This window comes from Spirosoma taeanense (assembly GCF_013127955.1).
GTDB lineage: Bacteria > Bacteroidota > Bacteroidia > Cytophagales > Spirosomataceae > Spirosoma > Spirosoma taeanense.
The window spans coordinates 3,048,406-3,070,432 of sequence record NZ_CP053435.1 but is presented as its reverse complement, the minus strand read 5'-3'; the positions used below and the strand labels follow the sequence as shown (position 1 = coordinate 3,070,432).

Here is a 22,027-nt window from a genome sequence, read left to right as displayed (position 1 = left end):
CAATCAAATGATACAGCAAAAGTACCGTATAAGCTAAAACGTGGCTTTTCGTAGGCTTTAACGAGGCTTTTGCCAGTATATCGAAGGATTTACAAAGGCTTATGTGAGGCTTAGGGGAGGCTTTTCGAAGGATTATCGAGTCCAAATTTCACTTTAACTTTTAACCAGAATGGAAGAACAAACAAAAATCAAACCAGTACGAAGTTTCAATTACAAACTAGCTGAACGAAGGGGAAGGCGAGTGTACTATCAAAAGGCTTGCCTACATTGTAATTGTAGGTACGAAAGCATACGTATGGACTCCGCTTTCTGTTGCTATAGATGTGCTAAGGCCGCAAGGCGTCTCAGAGGTAAATGAGACGTACGATCACAATATTTGTAAATATTGTGATCGTACATGTTAAGCTATTATATTGATGGTTGCTTTTCAACAAATTTCAAACCTAGTAATTGAACCTTTCTATCCCTTGTACCTAAAGGTAATCCCCAATTTTCCTCCATAAAATCTAACATTTTTAGCCCTCTATCCAAAATGGTCTCGGCAGTCCAATCTTTATATGCAGAAACTTGATTTTCTGAAAAAGACCCATACCTATATCCAATAGTACCCTTTGAATCAACTTTTGAACTAAAACATTCATTTTGCAAACTTGAGTTTTTAGGCTTTGACAGTGGAAGTAAATTGCCTAAAGAATTAACAAGTATTTTTCTTTCTTTAGGTCTAAATCTTTTGTTAATAATATTCCAACATTCTTTACTACTTTCTTGTGGATATATATGCTCTACCGTTATGAAATCCTCATTACTAATCGGTAAGTCTAAAACATCCCATAATAGTTTATCGTGGGATGTTTTAGACTTAAGTCTCAAACTCTGCTCATATTCATATAAGAAGTACCTAATAGCATCCCAGCCATAGAAGCTACGCATGTTAAATCTTTCAATTAATATATCTTGGAACTTCTCTGGATCTTCAGTAATAGACGCTATTCTTTCTTCGTAAAAATTAATGATGGATGAAATGACACTTCTCCTATTACAAAAGTGAAGTGTGTAATAATAAATTTCGCTTTGGCCAATACTAAATCTAGGTCCTGTTATAGAACTTATAAAATAATATCTTTCAAGTAATTCAAGAAATTTTATAGACTCCTTCTTGGTTGGGTTTTTACTGTAAAATAATGTCAATAGTGGTAAAAATAACTTAATGCCAACTCTGTTTAATTTGTCAAGTAGATACTTTTCCTCTTCTAGAAAAATAGTACTCTGAAGAGGGTTAAAGAAATCGTACCAAATCTTGATCGTACTTTGTAAGCTTTCTGAGTATTTATAAACGTCGTTTAATGTCAGGGCACTAGAGCTAGATACATTGATGATATTTTTAGTTGTGAACTTCGTTTCCAATAAGTAATCTACATAGGTGTCTCTATAAACGTTGGCTATTCGTCTATTAATAATATCCTCTTGTTTTTCTTTCTTTACCTCTTTACCAAAATACATGAAGAAATGGTTTGATAAGAATAAATCATCATTTAAAGGCTTTTTCTTATTTTTGCCCAAAAAGTGGTACAATGATTTCCAACAGTCATTTATTACTCTTCGTAATTTTTCTTTTTCGTAATCACTTGCATTAAATTTAGTTGATATATAAATCAATCTATTTTTTAATAATTCTAAATTAGATAAGGGTTTGCCTCTATTATTCATTGTTTCAAACGCAACAAATACATCTATGTCGCTTGAAATAGTATAAGTATTGAATAGTAAATTCTGAGTTATCTTTTTGTAAATCTTTTCAACTTCTTCAACTGAAAGTTCCCTTAGTTTTTCAATGAAAAAACTTCTTGCATATTCTAAATTTAAGGTATAGATAGTTTCCTCACCTATGTACCCGCTATTACTAGTTTCTTGAAAAATCTTATTCTTAAGAAACTCATAGCTTGGGTTGTCTTTTTCGTAACCAAATATGTATGATCTTGATATGCCTTCATCTTTTGAATCATATATAAATTTCTTTCTTATTTCTTCAATACTGGTGTAATTAAGTTTATTTGTCCCTAATGTTAGTTCTGTAATAGCTTGAATTAATATCACTGTTGTAGTTAAACGTTGTTGGCCATCTACAACATAATATGGGGTAAAGCTTTTAGACTCAATTATCCATTTGTCGTCAAGCCATTGATCGAAGCTTAGCTTTGAAACTGCTTCTAAAGTTAATACCCCAATATAATGATTTTTGCCTTCTTCCAACTGTTGTATGTCACTCCAATAGTCTTTCAATTGCTTTTCCCCCCAAGCATATCCTCTTTGATAATCTGGAATTCTATATAACCTTTCTGTAAAAAGCTTGGAGATAGATTGTAGTTGTGAGTCCATATAGAAGGGAAAAAATAGTCTAAATGCAAAAAAAAGCTCAAAACGTTCATTTTGAGCTTTTTAGTTAAAACTAGCAGAGGGAGAGGGATTCGAACCCCCGGACCTGTTACAGTCTTCGGTTTTCAAGACCGACGCAATCGACCACTCTGCCATCCCTCTTTGTGGGCACAAATATACGAGCGTTTTGAGATTTGTCAACCCACCGCCGGGCATTTTAGGCCAAAAACCGTAGTTTTGCCTCATATTCAATGAGCGAGTTTGTGAATGAGTGATTGTGCGATTTGCTTCTGGTGAACGGTTTACGTCGCCCCTTACCCGCTCAATCACTCATTCGCTGATTCACTAATTCAAACGCATGGACGCTATCGAATCTCTCCCGACTGTTGAAACCGCCCGCAAGCTGGGCCTGCTCCCCGACGAATACGATCGCATTAATCAGATACTGGGCCGTCAGCCGAACTTCACCGAACTGAGCATTTTCTCGGTCATGTGGTCGGAGCACTGCTCGTATAAGAACTCGATCGTGTGGCTCAAAACCCTGCCCCGCGACTCCGACCGGATGCTGGCCAAGGCCGGGGAAGAAAACGCCGGGCTGGTCGATATCGGGGATGGACTGGCCTGCTCGTTCAAGATCGAATCGCACAACCACCCCTCGGCGCTCGAACCCTACCAGGGAGCCGCCACGGGCGTCGGTGGTATCAACCGGGATATTTTTACGATGGGTGCCCGGCCCATTGCCCAGCTCAACTCCCTGCGCTTCGGCGATCTGAAGCTGGCGAAAACCAAGCGGCTGCTGCGGGGCGTCGTGAAAGGCATTGGCGACTACGGCAACGCGTTCGGCATCCCGACCGTTGGCGGAGAGCTGTTCTTCGACGAGTCCTATAATACCAACCCGCTCGTCAACGCCTTCTCGGCGGGGATTGTGGAAGTCGGTAACGTAGCCAAAGCCACCAGCTACGGCGTTGGCAACCCAGTGTTTATCGTTGGTTCGGCGACGGGTAAGGACGGTATCCACGGCGCTACGTTCGCATCGGAAGATATTACGGCGGCTTCGACCGACAAGCTGCCCGCCGTACAGGTTGGCGACCCGTTCATGGAAAAGCTGCTGCTCGAAGCCACCCTCGAAATCATCGCGACGGGTTACGTCGTCGGGATTCAGGACATGGGCGCGGCCGGAATCATCTGCTCGACCTCGGAGATGAGTGCAAAAGGCGAGCATGGCATGATTATCGACCTCGACCTGGTGCCGACCCGCCAGCCCAACATGGCTCCCTTCGAGATTCTGCTCTCGGAGTCGCAGGAGCGAATGCTGGTGGTTATCGAAAAAGGAAAAGAACATATCATTCAGGCCATCTTCGACAAGTGGGACCTGAACTGCGCCCAGATCGGCGAGGTGACCGATACGCAGCGACTGCATTTTTACCGCCACGGTGAGCTTGTCGCCGATGTACCGGCGTATGACCTCGTGCTGGGCGGGGGCGCTCCGCAGTACCACCGCGAATACCGCGAACCTGCCTATATTCAGGAGTTCGCCAAATTCGACCCGTCGGACGTGGATGACGTCGAAACGGACGAGATTGCGAAAGTTGCCCGGCATCTGCTGGCCCACCCGAACATCTGCTCCCGGCGGTGGGTATATGAACAGTACGACTCGATGGTCGGCACCGCCAACCGCAGCACCAACGCCCCCTCCGACGCGGCCGTCGTGCGGGTAAAGGGAACAAACAAATCAATTGTCATTACGGTAGACTGCAATAGCCGGTACGTAAACGCCAACCCGCGTCAGGGCGCGATGATTGCTGTGGCCGAAGCCTGCCGCAACATCGTCTGCTCGGGTGGCGAGCCGCTGGCCGTAACGAACAACCTCAACTTTGGCAATCCGTACGTGCCGGAAGTGTACTGGCAGTTTGTGGAGGCCGTGCAGGGTATGGGCGAAGCCTGCCGCCGGTTCAGTACGCCGGTTACGGGTGGTAACGTCAGCTTCTACAACCAAAGCTCCGACGACGGGCCGGTGTTCCCGACGCCCACCATCGGCATGCTGGGGCTGATGGAAGACCCTACTCAGCGCATGACGCTGGACTTCAAGAACGAAGGCGACTGGATTTACCTCGTTGGCCCCTCGACGGACGATATTGCTTCGTCGGAGTATCTTTACTCCTACAAGGGCGTCAAAGCCTCGCCCGCGCCGTATTTTGAGTTCGAAACCGAGTGGCGCGTGCAGGAAGGCATCAAGACCATGATCCGTAACGGCTGGATTCAGTCGGCGCACGACGTATCGGATGGCGGTCTGTTCGTAACGCTGGCGGAGTCGGCGATGGCGGGCAACAAAGGGTTTGCGATTGACACCAACGACCGTTACCGCACCGACGCCTTCCTGTTCGGCGAAAGTCAGAGCCGGGTGGTGGTCTCGGTCTCGCCCGAAAAACTGCATTACGTCGAAGCGTATCTGGACGAAGGGTATAACGTCTTTACGCGGCTGGGTATCGTAACGAACGGCGATTTTGTCATTGACGAGAATGTGGTTATGACCACCGCTCAGGCGAAGGATCTGTATGACAACGCGCTGGGGAATATAATGGCATAACGCGCCGTTTGCACGGCCTATACTCTCTGAATGAATACATTATGACCCAGGATTTAGCCACGCTCACGCGGGAAATCTGCTCGATTGCCACCGAAGCCGGCGCGTTTCTGCTTCAGGAACGCAGCCTGTTCAAACGAGAGGCCATTGAATATAAAGGGCTGAACAATTTAGTCTCTTACGTAGATAAAGAAACCGAGAAGCAACTGGTCGAGCGACTCAGCCGGCTGCTGCCCGAAGCGGGATTCATTACCGAAGAAGGCACAACTGGTCAGGAAGCTGATTTGTCGATGCTGAACTGGATCATTGACCCACTCGACGGCACGGCCAACTTCATTCATGGGCTGCCCGTATTCTCGGTCAGTATCGGGCTGGCGGAAGGCAAGACGCCCATTGCCGGGGTGGTATTTGATCCAAACCGGAATGAGTGCTTTTCGGCCTGGCAGGGCGGGGGCGCCTACTGCAACGGCGAACAGATTCAGGTGTCGCCCGCGACGCAGCTGCACGAAAGCCTGATTGCAACGGGGTTCCCGTACTACCGCTTCGATCAGATGCAGAAGTACCTGCAGATTCTGGAGCTGCTGATGCAGCAGACGCATGGCCTGCGCCGGATGGGCTCGGCGGCCATTGACCTGGCGTACGTAGCGGCCGGGCGGTTTGAGGCTTTTTACGAGTACAACCTCAACTCGTGGGACATGGCCGCCGGGGTGCTGCTGGTTCAGGAAGCGGGCGGGATCGTAACGGATTTCGGCGGGGGCGACGACTTCCTGTTCCGGGGCGATGTTGTGGCCAGTTGCGGCATTCATCCGGAACTGATGCAGGTGATTCAGGGCTATTGGGAGTCGTCGGCGGTTTAGAAGGCTGCGGGTGGCTTCGCCGGGGCACTCTGAATCGGTAACGATAAACCTCAATCCATAACTGTTTTATACACCATGCAGGACCTTGATGTTCTTCGGTATCCCATCGGGAGGTTCGACTACGGAACCCCGATTCCGCTCGGCGAAACCAGAGCGCATATTGCCGAAATAGACAAGCTGCCGATTAAACTGACCGAGCTGGTTGGGAAATGGGGCGACGAGCGGCTGGATACGCCCTACCGGCCCGAAGGCTGGACTGTTCGGCAACTGGTACATCACATCGCCGACAGCCATATCAACGCCTACGTACGCACGAAGCTGGCTCTGACGGAAGATAATCCGACCATTAAGCCCTACGAAGAAGGGGAGTGGGCCAAACTGCCCGATTCTCAGCTCGACGTAGCCCTTTCCCTGGTTATTCTGCGCAATCTGCACCAGCGCTGGGTGACGCTGCTGGATTCGCTCACCGAAACGCAGTTGCTGCGGACGTATTTTCACCCGGCCACGCAGCGCATGGTGCCGCTTTCGGAAGTGATCGGCATGTATGCCTGGCATGGCGAACACCACTATCAGCATATTTATCGGCTGGCTGCCCGTGAAGGCTGGCTGGAGCACACTACGTAACGCCAGGTCTAACCCGAGAATCGGCACCGACCCGGAACCCATTGCCGCGATAAGCGTGTTTCATCCGAAAAGACGGGGGCTGAGCGTTTGTCGATACGGGTATGCAGGAGTTGATCATCTTCGTCATCTTTGCCGTTGCCATCGGTTATCTGGGCAGCCGCGTTTACCGCAACTTTGCTAAAAAACAGGCGGGTTGCGGCAAAGGATGCGGCTGTGCGACTGATACAAAAGCAATTACGAAATCTAGATAAAAGCCTACATTTTTAGTAGGCTAACATTTTGATAATCCGATAGTTTCATGTTGAAATGAACCCTCAACGAACTATCGGATTTTTATTTGTTTTACTGGCTCTGGCCGGCGCGGTTAACTGTAAGCGCGAAGGCCCGAAAGCGCCTGTTGCTGAAGAGTTTGAGCCAGCCATTCCCGACCCGGTATCTTTTGTGGCGGGTAATATTACGTTTCAGATTCGGGACCTGGAGCGTAAAATTAACCAGTCACTAAACCCCATACTGGTTTCCGAAGAAACCTTTCAGGGAAAAAAGGGGCAAGCCTGGCGGCTGCGGGTCGAGCGAACGGGCCGTGTGCGGATTCGCTATACAAGCGGCAGGGTGTCGTTTTCGGCTCCGTTGCGCGTTATGTACACCAACCCGCTTGGCCTGAGCAAGAACCGGAAACACCGTCAGTTGTGCGCCCTTTCGGTCAACTTTGTGTCTCCGCTGGCGGTCGGCTCCAACTGGCGGCTAACGACGCGTTCCCGATTCGAAAATTACGAGTGGATTAAACGCCCGACAGTTCGGCTGCTGGGCGTCGATTTTGGCATTACCCGACTGGCTGAAACCCTGCTCAACAAACGAAAAGCCGACATTGAAGCCGCCATTGATAAGGCCGTTCATAGCGAATTACGTCTGGACAAGCACGTCCGGCGTGTCTGGCGGGATTTGCAGAAACCGCTGCGCATCAGTAAAAAGCCCGAAGAAATCTGGATCATTCCCCGGCCATTCAGTATCGCTGCGGCCCCGGTTTATGGCAATAGCCGACAGATTACGATTCCCATTCAGATTGCGTTCCGGGTTGATACGCGGTTCGGCGAACAGCCGGTTGTTACCGAACTTGAACGGTTGCCCCGGCTGCTGCGCCGGAATAAGCTGCCCGAAGCCTCGCGGCTGGAGGTGTTGGCTTTCATTCCTTATACTGATCTGAATCATGTTCTGGAGCAGGCCATGTCGAAACAGAAACTTGACCTCGTGGGCGGACGGGTAAAGGTAAAAGAGGCAACAATCTATGGCGGTGGCCGGTCGTTGGTTCTGGAGGCCAAACTCGGCGGTACCGTTAACGGAACGCTTTATTTTCACGGTCAGCCGAGGTACGACACCTTAACCAATACGCTGCGGGTAAAAGACGTTGATTTTGACGTGGATACCAAAGAGTATCTGCTGTCGACGGCCGACTGGCTACTGCACGACCACCTGCGCGATACGTTACAGTCGGTGCTGGTGGTTCCCCTGAACCGGCAGATTGCCCGACTGCCCAACATCATTGAAACGGCTTTTGCGCGGGGCAAGGCCGGAAAGAAAACCGATCTGGATCTGGAGGGTTTCCGGCTGGTGCCGCAGCGGATCGTGATTCGGCCCGATGGGATTCAGGTGCTGATCAAGGTGGAGTCGAAGGTGGCGGTGCTGATCAAGAAATTGTAGGGCCATTTGGTTTCCAGCGCCAGAGATACCGGCAGGCAGTGGTGCGGTAGGGGCGCCAGGGCTCGGCGATTTCGTGCAGCACCCGGTACAGAGCTTTGCCCGTGAGTCCTTCCGTTCGGTCGGGATAAGCCCGCATGATCCGCTGGCGAATCACCAGATCGTCAATCGGAAACACGTCGGGGCGGTCCAGCACGAACATGAGCAGCATCTCCACCGTCCAGCGGCCAACACCTTTGATGGGGGTCAGGTACTGAACTATCTCCTCGTCGGTCATGGGGTCCAGGTGCGCCCGGTCCATGGGGTGCAGCAGCGAAAAATCGGCGACGCTCTGAATGTACTTCGCTTTCTGCCCCGACAATCCCACGCTGCGCAGATCATCAAATGACAGGTTCAGCAGGGCGTCGGCGCTGGGATAGTTGTTGGGAAACAGACTACACAGTCGGCCGAAAATTGCGTCGGCGGCCTTTACGGAAATCTGCTGCGAGACAATGCTTTCGAGCAGGGCGATGTACACGTCGTCGGCGTAGTCGCTGAAGAGTTTGGGCGCGGGCGTTTCGGCGATGATCCGGGCCATGGTCGGGTCCTGAGCGAGATGCAGCAGGGCAGGAGCAGTGAAAGACATATTCGGCTTGGTAACCCCTAAAGATAAGGTTCTTTGGCGGATGGGCTTCAGTAGTTCCAGTGGCGGTGTCGTCCCGATACATCAAAATGCACCATCCGTTTAGAAAACAGATGCCCATAGTACAAACCGACGCCCCCTCGAGTGTCGGGGTGCTTCCGGTCGAGCGAATCGAGGAGTCGGGCCATCAGGTCGGTGTCGGCGCGGTTCCAGCGGTCATCGCGGTTGATGTCGAATATAAACAGATCAATCGCTTGTCCCTGCTGGTGAACGCTCTTTCGGGCCGAAAGCGGCATCAGGCGATTGAGCCAGGGTGGCCGGTAACCGGAAATAAGGATGTAGCTAGGCGAAAGGCCCCGTTGTGTGAGGGCTGTCGCTACCTGGCGTTCTTTTTCCCGAACGGCGGGCGATAGCTGTGAGTAGCTGATCTGACGATAAACGACCAGCAGGGTGAATATTATCAGCAGGGTTATCAGAACGATTTTCATGCGGGCAATATAGGAAGACGCGGGAAAGTGGCTTTACGTAACGGGTATTATTCAGAATCGGTGGGGTAAGGTGCCAGGGTGGGCGTAAACCGAATTTTCTGAACATTCGGCGGCAAGGAAAAGTAGTTGTTTATGCCTGCTCCGGATGCGTTCCGGAAAAGAGCAGCTTTACGTGTATCGTATGTTTACGGGCCCGCTTTAAACCCGAACCGCAAGAACTGCATGGCCAGACGCCGACATTATCCCTCGGCCGAGAAAACCCTCGGCACATCGCCCGGTACGCTTACGTACGTAGGCGAGGAAATTAAGCACGAGACAAAAATCAAACGCATCGAATACAACGAAGCGGAGTACCATATTGACGAAAGCAGTAAGCTAAGCGCCTGTCGGCTGCCGAAGTCCGGTACGCCCTATGTCAACTGGATTGACGTGGACGGTATCCATGAACCCAACGTAGTGGCCGCTCTGGGGCAGCAGTATCGGTTGCACCCGCTGCTGCTCGAAGACGTAGTGAACACCCTGCAGAAACCCAAGATTGACCTGTATGACGACACGGTGGTTTACGTAACGCTCAAAATGCTGCACCACAGTCGTCAGCGGCAGCTTATTGACGTTGAGCATGTGAGTCTGGTGCTGGGCCGGAATTACCTGATTTCCTTTCAGGAAGAACGAACAAGCGACATTTTCGCGCCGGTCATTGATCGGATCAAAGCCTCTTCGGGCAAGACCCGACGTAATGGGGCCGATTACCTGCTGTATGCGCTGATGGACGTTATTGTGGACCATTATTTTCTGATAACCGAGCGCGTCGGGGATAAGATCGACGAGGTTGAGGAGGAGATTGTGAAGGAGCGGGCAAACCAGCAGACGCTGGCAACGTTGTACGCACTCAAGCGCGAACTGGCCTTTATTCGTCGGACGGTTTCTCCGCTCCGGGATATGATCAGTACGCTGTTACGTGAAGAATCGGACCTAATTCAGCCAACGACGCTGCCCTACCTGCGCGATCTGGCCGATCATGTCAATCAGGTCGTTGAAACGCTGGAATCCTACCGAGAACTCATTGCGGGCCTGATGGATGTGTATTATTCCATCGTGAGCAACCGCATGAACTCGGTCATGAAAACGCTCACCATTGTTTCGGCAATCTTTATTCCGCTGACGTTCATTGCCGGTATTTACGGAATGAATTTTGACAACATGCCCGAACTTCATAGCCGAACCGGCTATTTTTGGGTGCTCGTAGCGATGACCGGTATTGCCATCGGCGAGGTAATTTACTTTAAACGACGCGGCTGGATGTAGTAGGCGAGAGTCCTTACACCCGGATGGCCGTGATCCTGCATTAGTTTATGGCGCCAACCTTAGCCACTCTGAACGATATCTGGCTGACCGATTCCCGGCAGGTTACCGGCCCCGCTAACACGACTCAGTCGGCCGCTGCCGTTTTTTTTGCCATCCAGGGCGAACACCACGATGGACACGACTTCATCGGCGAACTGTACCAGAAAGGCGTGCGGCAGTTTGTCGTAGAACGTTCGGCGCTGACGCCAGACCGACGAGCTGAACTGGCCCACTATCCGGACGCTACCTTTATTGAGGTTGACAGCAGTCTGCAGCTGTTGCAGTCGCTGGCGGCCGACCATCGCCGTCAGTTTCGGATTCCGGTAGTTGGTGTTACGGGCAGCAACGGTAAAACCATCGTGAAAGAATGGCTCGCGCAACTGCTGGCCGACGATTTTGGGATCGCCAAAAGCCCGAAAAGCTATAACTCGCAACTGGGCGTACCGCTGTCGGTGCATGAGCTGAACAGCATCCATACGCTGGGTATCTTTGAAGCCGGTATTTCCCGGTCGCACGAGATGCAGGCGCTCGAAGCGATTATCCGGCCGACGATCGGGATCTTTACCAATATCGGTACGGCCCATGACGAAGGCTTCCGAACCCGAAAGCAGAAGATTGCCGAGAAGCTGCGGCTGTTCATTCACACGAACACGCTGATTTATTGCCGCGACTACACCGACATTGACGAGGAAGTCAACCTGCTGCTGAAGGCCGTCAACCCGGATATGCAGTTCATCACCTGGTCGCTGACGGGGGGGATGCGCTCTACCGGGCCGAGCTGAACGGGGACTGGCTTACGCTGGCGGGGCCTGCCGACGGATTAAAGCTGCGACTGCCCTTTACGGACCCGGCATCGGTCGAAAACCTCCTGCATTGCATCGTCGCGATGCTGACGCTGGGCATCTCCGGCACCGACGTGCTTCAACTCCGGCTGAACCGGCTTAGACCCGTTTCGATGCGGCTTGAACTGAAGGAGGGTATCCACAACTGCGTCCTGATCGACGATTCCTACAATAACGACGTCGCCGGACTGCAGCTTGCCCTGCGATTCCTGAACCAGCAAAGCACCCGCAACCGTCGGGTCGTTATTCTGTCCGACGTACTCCAGTCGGGGCAGCGTGAAGAGGACCTCTACGAACAGGTCGGGGCGCTGATGCAGGCCAATGAAGTGGCACTTTTTGTCGGGATCGGGCCGGTGCTGAGCCGGAACCGGCGGTTTTTCGCGCAGAACAGTCGCTTTTATAACACCACCGATGATTTCCTGACCGCTTTCCGGGGCAATGATCTGCGCGATAGCGCCGTACTGGTGAAAGGAGCACGGCCGTTTTCGTTCGAGCGGATCGTTAATCGCCTGCAGCGTAAAGTGCACGGCACGGTGCTGCACATCAACCTCGACGCCCTCACCAGCAACCTGAACTATTACCGGGAGAAAGTAGGGCCGCAGACCAAGATCATGGTGATGGTGAAGGCGTTTGCCTACGGCAGCGGCAGTGCCGAAGTGGCGCAACTGCTCCAGTTTCACCGCGTGGATTACCTCGCCGTTGCCTATGCCGACGAAGGCGTGTCGCTCCGGCAGAACGGCGTTGATTTGCCGATTATGGTGATGAACCCGGCGCCTGAAACCTTTGCCACGCTACTGGAATACAAGCTGGAACCGGAAATTTACAGTCTGCGCTTATTGAAAGAGTGGGCGGGGTTTATCGCCGAGGATGCCGCGAACCGGGCTGTCTCTAAAAACGCTGGTGGCAACGCAGAGACGCCCTGCCCGTTGCATGTAAAGATTGATACGGGTATGCATCGGCTGGGTTTTCTGGAACGCGAACTGCCCGACGTAATCAGCTACCTGAACAGCCAGCCGAACCTGCGCGTCGCCACCGTATTCAGCCATCTGGTCGGGGCCGATGAAGCGCAGTTTAACGCATTTTCGCATCAGCAGTACGAAACCTTCCTGCGCTGCACCGCTACGCTCGAAGCGGGTCTGGGCTACCGACCGACCAGGCATCTGCTGAATTCGGCGGGGATTGTGCGGTTCCCGGATTACAAACTCGATATGGTTCGCTTAGGAATCGGGCTATACGGCGTGGAGGCCAGTCGAATTGAAGCCGGGGCCGTAAAGCCCGCTGGCACGCTGCGAACCGTTATCAGTCAGATCAAAACCGTTCCGGCCGGGGAGTCGGTGGGCTACAGTCGCCGGGGGGTACTTGATCACGAAGCCCGAATTGCTACCCTGGCCATCGGATACGCCGATGGGTATGACCGGCGGCTAGGGAATGGGGTTGGGCACGTATGGGTCAACGGTACGCGTTGCCCCACGGTTGGCAACGTGTGCATGGACATGACCATGATTGACGTAACGGCCGCGTCGGCCGCCGAGGGAGACGAGGTCGAGATGTTCGGGGAGGAAATCGCCATTACCGAACTGGCGCAACAAATTGGGACCATTCCCTACGAAATCCTGACGGGCATCAGCGAGCGTGTGAAACGGGTGTTTTTTAAAGAAGGCAATTAAGGAAAGCGTAGTTAAGACTGGGCTATGATCCCTTCAGCCTTAATTATTGCCCTTGGCTTTGACCGCTTCGACATTCTTTCGCCGGTTTTCCAGCTCCGTCACGGCAGTTTCCTGTTCGGTTTTGTTGGTTTCAATATCTTTTTTGAGTTGTTCGAGCTGCTTTTCGTTTTCTTCAATTCGTTTAATCAGCCGCTCTTTTTCTTTGGCGTTCAGTTCAATTTCGCGCTGGAGTCGCTCACCATTGCGCACCAGTTTCTGGTGGTTTTTCTGGGCTTCCTCCAGGCTGCTCTCGGCCGTCCGGACCTCCTGCATGAACCGTGTCTTATCGGCAAAATCTTTCAGGATTTTTTCCGCTGCGGAGTAGCCGCTGCTGCCCGGTGTTACGTAGTTGCCGCTGCCTTTGTCGAAGGAGGCAAAAATAGTGGCGGAGCTGCGCGATGCTTTTACCGTACTGACCAGGTTAATCGGGTCGGGGGAGATGTCGCTAATGTCGGCATTGGACACCCGGTACGTGCCCCGCGAAGTGGCTAGGCGACCATACGTTTTGAGTTGATCTTCCCAGGCTTTTTCAATCAGGCGACCGTCGCCCTGCAGCGTCAGGTAGACACCGGGTCGTTTAGCGTTATCAACATTGCTTTCGCCCGCATAGACCGTTTGCGCCTGCAAGCCGCTGACCCGACTAAAGAAGCCGATAACCAAAGCGAAACGTAGGATGAAGTTCATAGCAAGCTGGGAAATTGATTTGGAAGTAAGTACTCTATTAGATTTTCTGCGTAACCAGCAGCCGTTTGTCGCCGTTCAGCAACGTGGTCGCGAATAAATAGGTATCGCCACCTTCGCGTAAATTTAGCTTTTTACGAAGTTCAGCTACCGACTGCGGGAAATTTCGCACGGTGAGGTTGGCCTGCATGGTCGGCACAAGCGCCCGCAATGACCTGGCATCTGGTTTAATCGTCTGTTGGCATGAAAACACGCGGCCGGGAAAATCGGGTCGTAACGCATCGCTAGTGTATAAATGGCTATTGGGCGCCAGCTTGGTCAGGTTATAACGGCTGGCTGCCAGCTTGAAAGCCCCCGCCTTCAGAACAGCCGCGTTCGGTTCGTAAATATAGTGCTGCGGATTGCCAAAGGAAACATCAGCTCTGCGCTCGTCTTTCCGGTTGAATGGAAGTATAAAGCTTCTGTTTGATAGCAGGTTAACGGCGTTAATCTCTATCAATTCTTCAGCTATAGCCTGCTGGGTTAGCACAAACAAAACTTCCTTAACCTCACCTTGTACCGCCACCACATGCACGGTTTCAACCGACCCGGCCGAGCCAGTTGCTAACTGCCGGATCGTGGCATCAATATCAATCAGGGGTGATGTTTTCAAAAGAATTCGGTTGGTTCGGGCCAGCAGGTTCGTCAGCACGTCGGGGCGCGAAACATCGGGTTCGCAGTCTTCCAACCGGACGACCTTACCGCCCCGTTCGTCGCGCCGGTGCGGATCCAGATACAGCCAGTCGACGCTTTCGGTCAGGTTTTCAACGAACGCCAGACTATTACCCGCCTGAACCGTTACGTTCAATGCGCCCAGCAGCGGCAGATTATGAGCCGCCAGACTGGCCAGCTCGGGTTGCTGCTCCACATATTCGACCCGCTTAACGTACTGCGCAAACGCCCAGCTATCAACGCCCATACCCCCCGTCAGGTCAACCAGCCGGGCGCCCTGTACGAGTGAGGCTTTATACATTGCCGTTCGCTCGGAAGATGCCTGTTCGAATGACAGAGCGGGTGGAAATACTACCTCATCGCTGGCGTACCAGGTAGGCAGTTTCTCTCGCGCTTTCTGACGGGCGCCGATCTGAGCCGCCAGCTTTTTCAGGTCAAGTCCGGCTGGATGAGGCCGCAGCATCAGCGACCGCAGATCGTCGGTCAGGTGCGTACGGATAAACGAGCGTTCGACTATAGAAATAAATGCCACTCAACGTATAGTGTTAAATTTTAATCTACTTTTAATTTTGTGCAACGCTAAAGGTATCTTCAGTGTTGCACACATAAATAACCCCCTAACCTTTCATGCAACGAGTCAATCCAATTCGCACCCTAGCTCATTATAAGTCTGGATACCTACGGCAGGATCTCCCTGCCGGTTTATCTGTTTTCCTGGTAGCGCTACCACTCTGTCTGGGAATCGCGCTGGCCTCCGGGGCACCTCTGTTTTCGGGCCTGGTGGCTGGCATGATTGGCGGCATCGTAGTTGGCCTGCTGTCGGGGTCCGAAGTCAGCGTCAGTGGACCGGCGGCTGGTCTGGCCGTCATTGTCGCCGATGCGATTACAAAAATAGGTTCTTACGAGGCATTTCTGGTGGCCGTTGTGCTGGCCGGACTCATCCAGTTAATCATGGGTCTGCTCAAAGCCGGTCGGTTCAGCAGCTTCTTTCCCGACAGCGTTATCAAAGGAATGCTCGTTGCCATTGGCCTTGTGATTATTCTGAAGCAGATTCCTCATGCCCTGGGCCGCGACAACGACTACGAAGGCGAATTTGAGTTTCAGCAGCTGGCCGACGGCGAAAATACGATCTCCGAAATTTATCGTGCTATCGAAACGGCCAGCCCCGGCGCCGTCGTGATCAGTCTTACATCGCTGGCAATCCTCATTGTCTGGGAGCGGACTGCAGGCCGCAGCACCCGCGCCTTTTTCAAAAACTTCCCGGCGGCTTTGGCCGTAGTGCTCGTTGGCATAGCGCTGAATGAGCTGTTCCGGGTCGCCATGCCGGGATGGTATCTGGGCGATACGGCCCATCAGCACATGGTGCAGATTCCAACCATTGCCGTTGGGAAAAGTGTGTTTTCGATATTCGACTTCCCGGATTTCAGCATTCTCCAAAATCCCCAGGTTTATATCATTGGCGCGACGATTGCCCTGGTGGCCAGTCTGGAGACGCTGTTGAATCTGGAAGCCTCCGACCGGCTCGATTCGGCCAAGCGTGTATCGTCCACCAATCAGGAATTAATCGCGCAGGGAGTTGGAAACATGCTGTCGGGTCTGATTGGCGGTCTGCCCGTTACGTCGGTTGTTGTGCGGACCACGGCCAACGTATATGGAGGAGCCAGAACGCGGATGTCGGCCGTGATCCACGGTGTTCTGCTGATGCTGGCCGTTTTTCTGGGCGGAGCGCTTCTGAATCTCATCCCGCTCTCCTGTCTGGCGGCTGTGCTGATCATGGTTGGCTATAAACTGGCCAAGCCGGCTATTTTCAAGAAAACCTACCGGGATGGCTGGAGTCAGTTTGTGCCGTTCATGGTGACGGTAGTGGGAATTGTGTTCACGGATTTGCTGGTCGGGATCGCCCTTGGTACGGTAGTTGGTATCATTTACGTACTCTACACTAACTTCCAGTCTACGTTCCGGTTAAACCGCGACGGGCGTAAGGTGACAATTGAGTTCGAAAAGGATCTGTATTTCCTAAGCAAACCGCAGTTGAAGGAAGCGTTGGGGACGTTACAGCCCGGCGACGAGGTGATTATCGATGGTTCCAAAGCACCGTTTATTGACCACGATATTTACAACATGCTGCACGATTACCGCGAAACGGCAAAAGTGCAGGGCATCAACTATGAACTGCGTAACATAGCCCTGAGCCGACGCAGGTGGAGCCCAAAAGCAGAAAAACTGACTAGCCGATAAAGGCCGGCCCAGCCGCTACCGATAATGTACCATCCTGCAAACGAGCAGTTGAGCTGTATCTGTGCCACCTGCGGGACGCAGTACGATCCGGTGAATTCCCTGCCCGGGTTGTGCCGGATCTGTAACGACGACCGGCAGTATATCGGGGACGCGGGTCAGACCTGGATTAGCTGGGCTGCCCTGGCGAACGACCGCACGATCCGGATTCAGCAACTGCAGCCCGAACTGTTTGATCTGCGGATTACGCCTTCGTTTGCAATCGGCCAGAAAGCGCATCTATTGCTGAGTGAGGCAGGCAATCTGCTCTGGGATTGCCTGCCGTTTCTCGACGAGCCGACCATTGCATTTATCCGCTCGAAGGGCGGGTTGCGGGGAATCGCCATTTCGCATCCGCACTACTATAGCCTGATGAACGAATGGGCTGCAGTGTTTGACTGCCCGGTTTACCTGCACGCAAACGACCGACAGTGGATCATGAACCCATCTGACCGGCTTCATCGCTGGTCGGGCGAAACAATGCCGCTCTGGGCCAACTTGTCCATTGTCAATACGGGCGGGCATTTTCCGGGAAGCTGCGTGTTATACGCCCCACATTTATCCGATGGCAACGGCGCCTTGCTGGCTGGCGACAGTATTTACGTCACCCGCGACCGGCGGGGGCTAACTTTTATGTATAGTTACCCGAACCACCTGCCTCTGCGCCGAAACGCGGTAGAGCAGATCAGGGATCGGGTAGCTCCGCTCGCGTTTGATTCCATTTATGGGGCGTTTGACTGGCAGCGGATTGACACCAATGGCCACCAGCTGTTCGATGAGTCGATCTGGCGGTACCTGGCGATTTTCGATTAGAGCCGGGTCGGCTTACCAGATCAGCACCAGCGTTCCGCTGATAATCAGAGCTGCCCCCAGGGCCGTTTTTAGCGTAAGGGTCTCGCCCAGAAACAGGACGGCCAGTACGATGGCGATAGCGACGCTCAGCTTATCGACCGGCGCTACCTGTGAGACCGTACCCAGTTTCAGGGCTTTGAAATAGCAGAGCCACGACAGACCCGTTGCCAGACCCGACAGGAGCAGGAATGTCCAGTTCTTCGGGGTCAGCAGGGGTAATCCATGCCAGGCATTACGGGCCAGCACAATCCCCCAGGCAATTCCTACAATGACGACCGTCCGAATGGCCGTTGCCAGATCGCTGTCGACGTTTTTGATGCCAACCTTGGCCAGAACCGCCGTGAGAGCAGCAAACAGGGCCGATAAAAGCGCGTATATCCACCACATAATCTTGTTCTTTAATGAAGCCTTCCCGGCTTCGACCGAGTTAGAAGAAAAAGGGCCGCTCTATATCCCAACGGCAGATTTAACGACTGATTAAAAAATAATTCTCAGAGTGTTACCAACTATTTGCCAGGCTCCGACTAAGGGTTTAATCACGCGATCACCCTTCTGGTGAAGGTGATTATCCAACTATTATCTTCTATCACACCATGAAAACGTTCCACCTTACCCCAAGCCAGCGCGCCCTGATCGGCCGCGCTCTGATTGCTGGTTTCGCACTGGCGTCGCCTTCTTTATACGCCCAGACGTTTACCGGGCCGGATGTAATTGCCGAAGCGCCAGCCAGCCTGCGTGCGGTTGCTTATCCAATTCTAAACCGGTCGGCAGTTAAGCTTCATTTCGAAAACCAGTCGCATACGTCGGTACAGATTCAAATTCTGGACGAAAAGAAAAAAGTGATCTACCAGGATTTGATTCACGCGCCAAAGTACGCCGGGCGGTTTGATGTTTCGGCTCTGCCCTACGGTTTTTATACAATCGAGCTGAAGACGCATCTCGCCCGGGTTACGCAGACGTTCCGAATCGAGCCTCCTTCGTCTGGCCGGATTGTCATGACCCATGACACAACCGAAGGAGCCAGACTCGCGGTAAAGCATTAATTTCTGCGGGTTCGGTTACGTCAATGGTATGGTTTCAGAGTTGAGCGAATGGTGTTGCCATTCCCTAACCCTCCGAAGCCATACCATTGACGTATATAGTGCTTTTTAACCGTTCGCTCAAGACTATTAGCTTTTATATCAGCTAGTTATATACCTTCGATTCGCGATTTAAACACAACCGCCGATGTTCCCCCTCGCTTAAAAAACCTACGTGGTTTTTACTTCTGGGTCGCTTATCTGATAACCAGCGGTCAGCCTGACGATTCTGACCCTGGCTACCCGGTAGGGCTATGGCTCCGCTTACTTTCTCCGCAGCTTAACAAAGAAGCTGCATGGCCAGCCCGACGCTGCTCAACCCGCACTCCGGTAGTTGCTGCCGAGTTGTTACCTGCACTCTGCTGATTTTTCGAGTAAGACACGCTGTCGTTACGGGTGTATTGCGGCCTTTATCTGAGCCGCACGTAGCCAGTTTATCGGAGTCTGTTCGGATCGATCAGCACTGGTTTATTCTATCCACACTCTTCTTGTTTATCCATATGAAAAGGCGGCATCCGCTTCTGGTTCACATCATCTTCACGTGGCGTGTCATTTGCGTCGCTGGTTCCGGTTCGGCCCCAGTTGAGCGTTTCTCCACCCGCCAGGGCAACTATTGGCTTTTCTACCACCCAGGACTTTACGCTGGTTCGGCCAGCCTTGTACAGCGTCGGTAAAAACGCCTGCTTTTATCAACATTATTCCTGCACGCTCCCTAATGGAGTGTGCTTATCCACATACCCTATATAATGAACAGGAACAGACTTACACGTACAGGTACAGGCTTGCTGGCTGCGCTGGTAACCCTGCAAACATTTGGTCAGACAACTCTGAACGGGGCGGTTCGCGACGGAGCCGGTAAGCCGTTACCCTTCGCCAGTGTGGCCCTGCTCAACGCCCGTGATTCAAGCCTGGCAAAAGGTACCGCCAGCGACCAGCAGGGAACCTATGCCTTCGAGAACGTACGGGCGGGACAGTATATCGTGCGGGTGTCGGCTGTTGGTTACCAGAAAGCGCACTCGAATGCACTGGACGTAGCAACCAGCCCGGTTGCCGTGCCCGGTATGACGCTGTCTGAAGTAACTGGAAAACTGGCCGAGGTGCAGGTAACGGCCAAAAAACCGTTCGTTGAGCAGCAGCTCGATCGTACGGTCGTCAACGTAGCGAACAGCATTGTCGGCAGCGGTAGCACGGCGCTGGAGGTGCTTGAAAAGTCGCCGGGTGTTACGGTCGACTACCAGAATGACCGGCTTCAGCTACGGGGGAAAGAGGGCGTTATCGTGCAGATTGACGGCAAGCAGACGTATCTCTCCATGCAGGATGTCATTGCTTTGCTGCGGAGTATGTCGAGCGACAACATCGAAACGATTGAACTGATCACGAACCCCTCGGCCAAATACGACGCAGCCGGTAACTCAGGCATTATTAACATCCGGCTGAAGAAGAATACAAACCTGGGAACGAACGGCACGGTGTCAATAGCCGGCGGGTCGGGGCGGTTTGATCGGGAACGGGGCGGCCTGCAACTGAACCACCGCACGAAGAAGCTGAACCTGTTCGGTAATTACAGCCTGAACCGGGGCGGCAGCTACTGGGACTTTCTGCTCAATCGCAGCCAGCCCGACCCCAGTCCGGACGACGCGTTCCGGCGGAACGTGGTGCATCAGACATCATATCTGAAGTTTCGGGACGTAGGACAGAACGCTAAAGTCGGGCTGGATTTTTCGCCTTCCAAAACGACCACCATCGGCATCGTCTGGACCGGCTTCTGGAGCGACCACCGCGAACGCGGACCGGCCAGCACCAGTTTCCGGCGGGCGGAAGGAGCCCCGGTTTATCTGCAGACGGTGACGGATAAGACGTATAACGTATACAGTCAGAACCAGATCGGGAATCTGAACATCCAGCATTCGTTCGGGGAGAAGGGCGGCCAGTTGAACGCCGATTTTGACCGGGGCTATTTCAGCCGTGAGTACGACAACAGTCTGCTGACTAAAACCCTGATTGCCAGCAGCGACGTCTCCTCGCCCGTGGAAGGGCTGTTGATAACGCAGCCTACGACGATAGACATTCAGACCATGAAGGTGGATTATAACCGGCCGTTGCTGAAAGGCTGGAAGCTGGAGACGGGGCTGAAAACGGCACGCGTAGAAACTGACAACGATTTATACCTGAGCAGCGGACCGGCGGGAGCCCTGGTGGTTGACCCGCTTTTGTCTAATCGGTTTCAGTACACCGAGCGGATCAGGGCTGCCTACGTGAGCGTGTCGGGAAAGGTATTTGGGAAAACTGATATACAGGCTGGTCTGCGGGCCGAACACACGCACTCGGAAGGGAACTCCATAACCCTGAATCAGGTCGTCGTCCGGGATTATCTGAAGTGGTTCCCGAGCCTGTTTGTATCGCGGCCCCTGTCGCCAAACCAGACGCTGACCTTTTCGTATAGTTACCGCATCGACCGGCCCAACTACCAGCGTCTCAATCCGGCGCGGGGTTACGTTGATCCCTTCGCCTACAGTGAGGGCAACGCTTATCTGAAGCCGCAGTTTACCCACGCGGTGGAGGGCAAGCTAAGCCTGAAGAATGGGGTGTTTGTCTCGCTGGGGGCTAACTACACAACCGATCTGATGTTCTTTACCATTCATTCGGTAGAGGGCAACAAAACCTACGTAACCGTGGAGAACCTGGGTCGTTCGGACGGGTATACGCTAACACTCAGCTGGCCCCTGACCGTGATGAAAGGCTGGCAATTGCAAACGAACGTACTGGGGTACTACAATCAGTTTCAGTACGATTACGAAGGAACAGTGTTGCAGATGCAGAACGTTGCCGGTCGGCTTAATGGCAACAACGCCTTTACGCTGGGCCACGGCTGGACGGCCGAGCTGAACGGCTGGGTCAGCACCCCCGCCGTTCAGGGCATCTGGCGGTCGCCCTGGCTGGGATCGCTGGATGCGGGGGTGCAGAAAGCGATGTCGTCGGCCTTAAAGTTAAAGTTCAGCATGCAGGACCTGTTCCATACCAACCGCTTCCGTCCGACCGTAAATGTGCCCAGCGGCTATCAGCGGGGTGTGCTGACGTTCGATACGCGCGTCGCGCTGCTGAATCTGACCTATACCTTCGGCAATCAGAAGCTGAAAAGCGAGCGGCAACGGCGTACCGGCTCCGACGAAGAAATTCGGCGGACGAATTAAAAGTGAGGTAGTATAGTTCTGGTCAGCAACGCGTTACAGGCTTTTCCGGTCAGGAGCCTGTAACGCGTTGTTTGTTTTGGCCACCAGATTTCCCTGGTGCCGCCAAT

Annotated in this window: 16 protein-coding genes, 1 tRNA gene and 1 pseudogene; 11 read left to right on the top strand and 7 right to left on the bottom strand. The window is 52.8% G+C overall.

Translation table 11 applies throughout. The features are described from left to right. Positions 1-408: 408 nt before the first annotated feature. Both HNV11_RS12920 and HNV11_RS12915 read right to left on the bottom strand, forming a co-directional pair. Positions 409-2,376 carry a DUF262 domain-containing protein gene (locus HNV11_RS12920; protein ID WP_171740058.1) on the bottom strand — a complete coding sequence of 656 codons (1,968 nt, stop codon included), beginning with the start codon at positions 2,374-2,376 and terminating at the stop codon, positions 409-411. 74 nt (positions 2,377-2,450) lie between these two features. Next, positions 2,451-2,535: transfer RNA gene (locus tag HNV11_RS12915), tRNA-Ser, on the bottom strand. Positions 2,536-2,731: 196 nt separating this feature from the next. On the opposite strand from HNV11_RS12915, the gene purL reads away from it, so the two are divergent. The 5 genes from purL (at position 2,732) to HNV11_RS12890 (ending at position 8,133) form a co-directional block, all read left to right on the top strand. Continuing rightward, the gene (purL, locus tag HNV11_RS12910; protein WP_171740057.1) at positions 2,732-4,960 is read left to right on the top strand and encodes a phosphoribosylformylglycinamidine synthase subunit PurL; all 2,229 of its coding nucleotides are present in this window, start codon (positions 2,732-2,734) and stop codon (positions 4,958-4,960) included. A 41-nt stretch (positions 4,961-5,001) separates the two neighbouring features. Next, the gene (locus tag HNV11_RS12905) at positions 5,002-5,814 is read left to right on the top strand and encodes an inositol monophosphatase family protein (protein ID WP_171740056.1); all 813 of its coding nucleotides are present in this window, start codon (positions 5,002-5,004) and stop codon (positions 5,812-5,814) included. Between the two features lie 75 nt (positions 5,815-5,889). Further along, the gene (locus HNV11_RS12900; RefSeq protein WP_171740055.1) at positions 5,890-6,438 is read left to right on the top strand and encodes a YfiT family bacillithiol transferase; all 549 of its coding nucleotides are present in this window, start codon (positions 5,890-5,892) and stop codon (positions 6,436-6,438) included. Between the two features lie 101 nt (positions 6,439-6,539). After that, positions 6,540-6,689, top strand: a complete 150-nt coding sequence (locus HNV11_RS12895) for a FeoB-associated Cys-rich membrane protein (protein WP_171740054.1) — start codon at positions 6,540-6,542, stop codon at positions 6,687-6,689. A gap of 55 nt (positions 6,690-6,744) precedes the next feature. Beyond that, positions 6,745-8,133: a DUF4403 family protein gene (locus HNV11_RS12890; protein ID WP_171740053.1), complete on the top strand. Its 1,389-nt coding sequence runs from the start codon at positions 6,745-6,747 to the stop codon at positions 8,131-8,133. Here HNV11_RS12890 and HNV11_RS12885 read toward each other — a convergent pair. Next, on the bottom strand, positions 8,120-8,755 hold the full coding sequence (locus tag HNV11_RS12885; RefSeq protein ID WP_171740052.1) for a DNA-3-methyladenine glycosylase family protein: 636 nt from the start codon (positions 8,753-8,755) through the stop codon (positions 8,120-8,122). The two genes, HNV11_RS12890 and HNV11_RS12885, sit on opposite strands and share 14 nt — an antisense overlap. 47 nt (positions 8,756-8,802) lie before the next feature. After that, positions 8,803-9,240, bottom strand: coding sequence for a DUF882 domain-containing protein (locus tag HNV11_RS12880; protein ID WP_171740051.1), 438 nt, complete (start codon positions 9,238-9,240; stop codon positions 8,803-8,805). A gap of 222 nt (positions 9,241-9,462) precedes the next feature. Here HNV11_RS12880 and corA point away from each other — a divergent pair, with 222 nt between their 5' ends. Continuing rightward, positions 9,463-10,545 carry a magnesium/cobalt transporter CorA gene (gene corA / locus HNV11_RS12875; protein ID WP_171740050.1) on the top strand — a complete coding sequence of 361 codons (1,083 nt, stop codon included), beginning with the start codon at positions 9,463-9,465 and terminating at the stop codon, positions 10,543-10,545. Between the two features lie 47 nt (positions 10,546-10,592). Further along, positions 10,593-13,093: pseudogene (locus HNV11_RS12870) on the top strand (bifunctional UDP-N-acetylmuramoyl-tripeptide:D-alanyl-D-alanine ligase/alanine racemase). 39 nt (positions 13,094-13,132) lie between these two features. Here the strand turns inward: HNV11_RS12870 and HNV11_RS12865 are convergent. Continuing rightward, complete coding sequence (locus HNV11_RS12865) at positions 13,133-13,816, bottom strand: hypothetical protein (RefSeq protein WP_171740049.1); 684 nt, start codon at positions 13,814-13,816, stop codon at positions 13,133-13,135. A gap of 37 nt (positions 13,817-13,853) precedes the next feature. Further along, entirely contained in the window at positions 13,854-15,056 is a 1,203-nt protein-coding gene (locus HNV11_RS12860) for a class I SAM-dependent methyltransferase (RefSeq protein WP_240163413.1), read from the bottom strand. A gap of 95 nt (positions 15,057-15,151) precedes the next feature. Between HNV11_RS12860 and HNV11_RS12855 the strand changes: the two genes are divergently transcribed. Then, positions 15,152-16,762, top strand: coding sequence for a SulP family inorganic anion transporter (locus HNV11_RS12855; RefSeq protein WP_171740048.1), 1,611 nt, complete (start codon positions 15,152-15,154; stop codon positions 16,760-16,762). A 24-nt stretch (positions 16,763-16,786) separates the two neighbouring features. Continuing rightward, positions 16,787-17,611, top strand: a complete 825-nt coding sequence (locus tag HNV11_RS12850) for an MBL fold metallo-hydrolase (protein ID WP_171740047.1) — start codon at positions 16,787-16,789, stop codon at positions 17,609-17,611. Positions 17,612-17,623: 12 nt separating this feature from the next. On the opposite strand, the gene HNV11_RS12845 is transcribed toward HNV11_RS12850, so the two are convergent. Then, on the bottom strand, positions 17,624-18,037 hold the full coding sequence (locus HNV11_RS12845) for an EamA family transporter (protein WP_171740046.1): 414 nt from the start codon (positions 18,035-18,037) through the stop codon (positions 17,624-17,626). 206 nt (positions 18,038-18,243) lie between these two features. On the opposite strand from HNV11_RS12845, the gene HNV11_RS12840 reads away from it, so the two are divergent. Together HNV11_RS12840 and HNV11_RS12835 are read left to right on the top strand one after the other, a co-directional pair. Beyond that, positions 18,244-18,693 (top strand): DUF3244 domain-containing protein, encoded by a 450-nt coding sequence (locus HNV11_RS12840; protein ID WP_171740045.1) that lies wholly within the window; start codon positions 18,244-18,246, stop codon positions 18,691-18,693. Positions 18,694-19,475: 782 nt separating this feature from the next. Further along, positions 19,476-21,920 carry an outer membrane beta-barrel family protein gene (locus tag HNV11_RS12835; RefSeq protein ID WP_171740044.1) on the top strand — a complete coding sequence of 815 codons (2,445 nt, stop codon included), beginning with the start codon at positions 19,476-19,478 and terminating at the stop codon, positions 21,918-21,920. Positions 21,921-22,027: the final 107 nt, after the last annotated feature.

What these genes read in the sequence shown, in the direction of transcription:
- HNV11_RS12920 (WP_171740058.1), bottom strand. Translation starts at nt 2,376, where the DNA reads ATGGACTCACAACTACAATCTATCTCCAAGCTTTTTACAGAAAGGTTA.
- purL (WP_171740057.1), top strand. Translation starts at nt 2,732, where the DNA reads ATGGACGCTATCGAATCTCTCCCGACTGTTGAAACCGCCCGCAAGCTG.
- HNV11_RS12905 (WP_171740056.1), top strand. Translation starts at nt 5,002, where the DNA reads ATGACCCAGGATTTAGCCACGCTCACGCGGGAAATCTGCTCGATTGCC.
- HNV11_RS12900 (WP_171740055.1), top strand. Translation starts at nt 5,890, where the DNA reads ATGCAGGACCTTGATGTTCTTCGGTATCCCATCGGGAGGTTCGACTAC.
- HNV11_RS12895 (WP_171740054.1), top strand. Translation starts at nt 6,540, where the DNA reads ATGCAGGAGTTGATCATCTTCGTCATCTTTGCCGTTGCCATCGGTTAT.
- HNV11_RS12890 (WP_171740053.1), top strand. Translation starts at nt 6,745, where the DNA reads ATGAACCCTCAACGAACTATCGGATTTTTATTTGTTTTACTGGCTCTG.
- HNV11_RS12885 (WP_171740052.1), bottom strand. Translation starts at nt 8,755, where the DNA reads ATGTCTTTCACTGCTCCTGCCCTGCTGCATCTCGCTCAGGACCCGACC.
- HNV11_RS12880 (WP_171740051.1), bottom strand. Translation starts at nt 9,240, where the DNA reads ATGAAAATCGTTCTGATAACCCTGCTGATAATATTCACCCTGCTGGTC.
- corA (WP_171740050.1), top strand. Translation starts at nt 9,463, where the DNA reads ATGGCCAGACGCCGACATTATCCCTCGGCCGAGAAAACCCTCGGCACA.
- HNV11_RS12865 (WP_171740049.1), bottom strand. Translation starts at nt 13,816, where the DNA reads ATGAACTTCATCCTACGTTTCGCTTTGGTTATCGGCTTCTTTAGTCGG.
- HNV11_RS12855 (WP_171740048.1), top strand. Translation starts at nt 15,152, where the DNA reads ATGCAACGAGTCAATCCAATTCGCACCCTAGCTCATTATAAGTCTGGA.
- HNV11_RS12850 (WP_171740047.1), top strand. Translation starts at nt 16,787, where the DNA reads ATGTACCATCCTGCAAACGAGCAGTTGAGCTGTATCTGTGCCACCTGC.
- HNV11_RS12845 (WP_171740046.1), bottom strand. Translation starts at nt 18,037, where the DNA reads ATGTGGTGGATATACGCGCTTTTATCGGCCCTGTTTGCTGCTCTCACG.
- HNV11_RS12840 (WP_171740045.1), top strand. Translation starts at nt 18,244, where the DNA reads ATGAAAACGTTCCACCTTACCCCAAGCCAGCGCGCCCTGATCGGCCGC.
- HNV11_RS12835 (WP_171740044.1), top strand. Translation starts at nt 19,476, where the DNA reads ATGAACAGGAACAGACTTACACGTACAGGTACAGGCTTGCTGGCTGCG.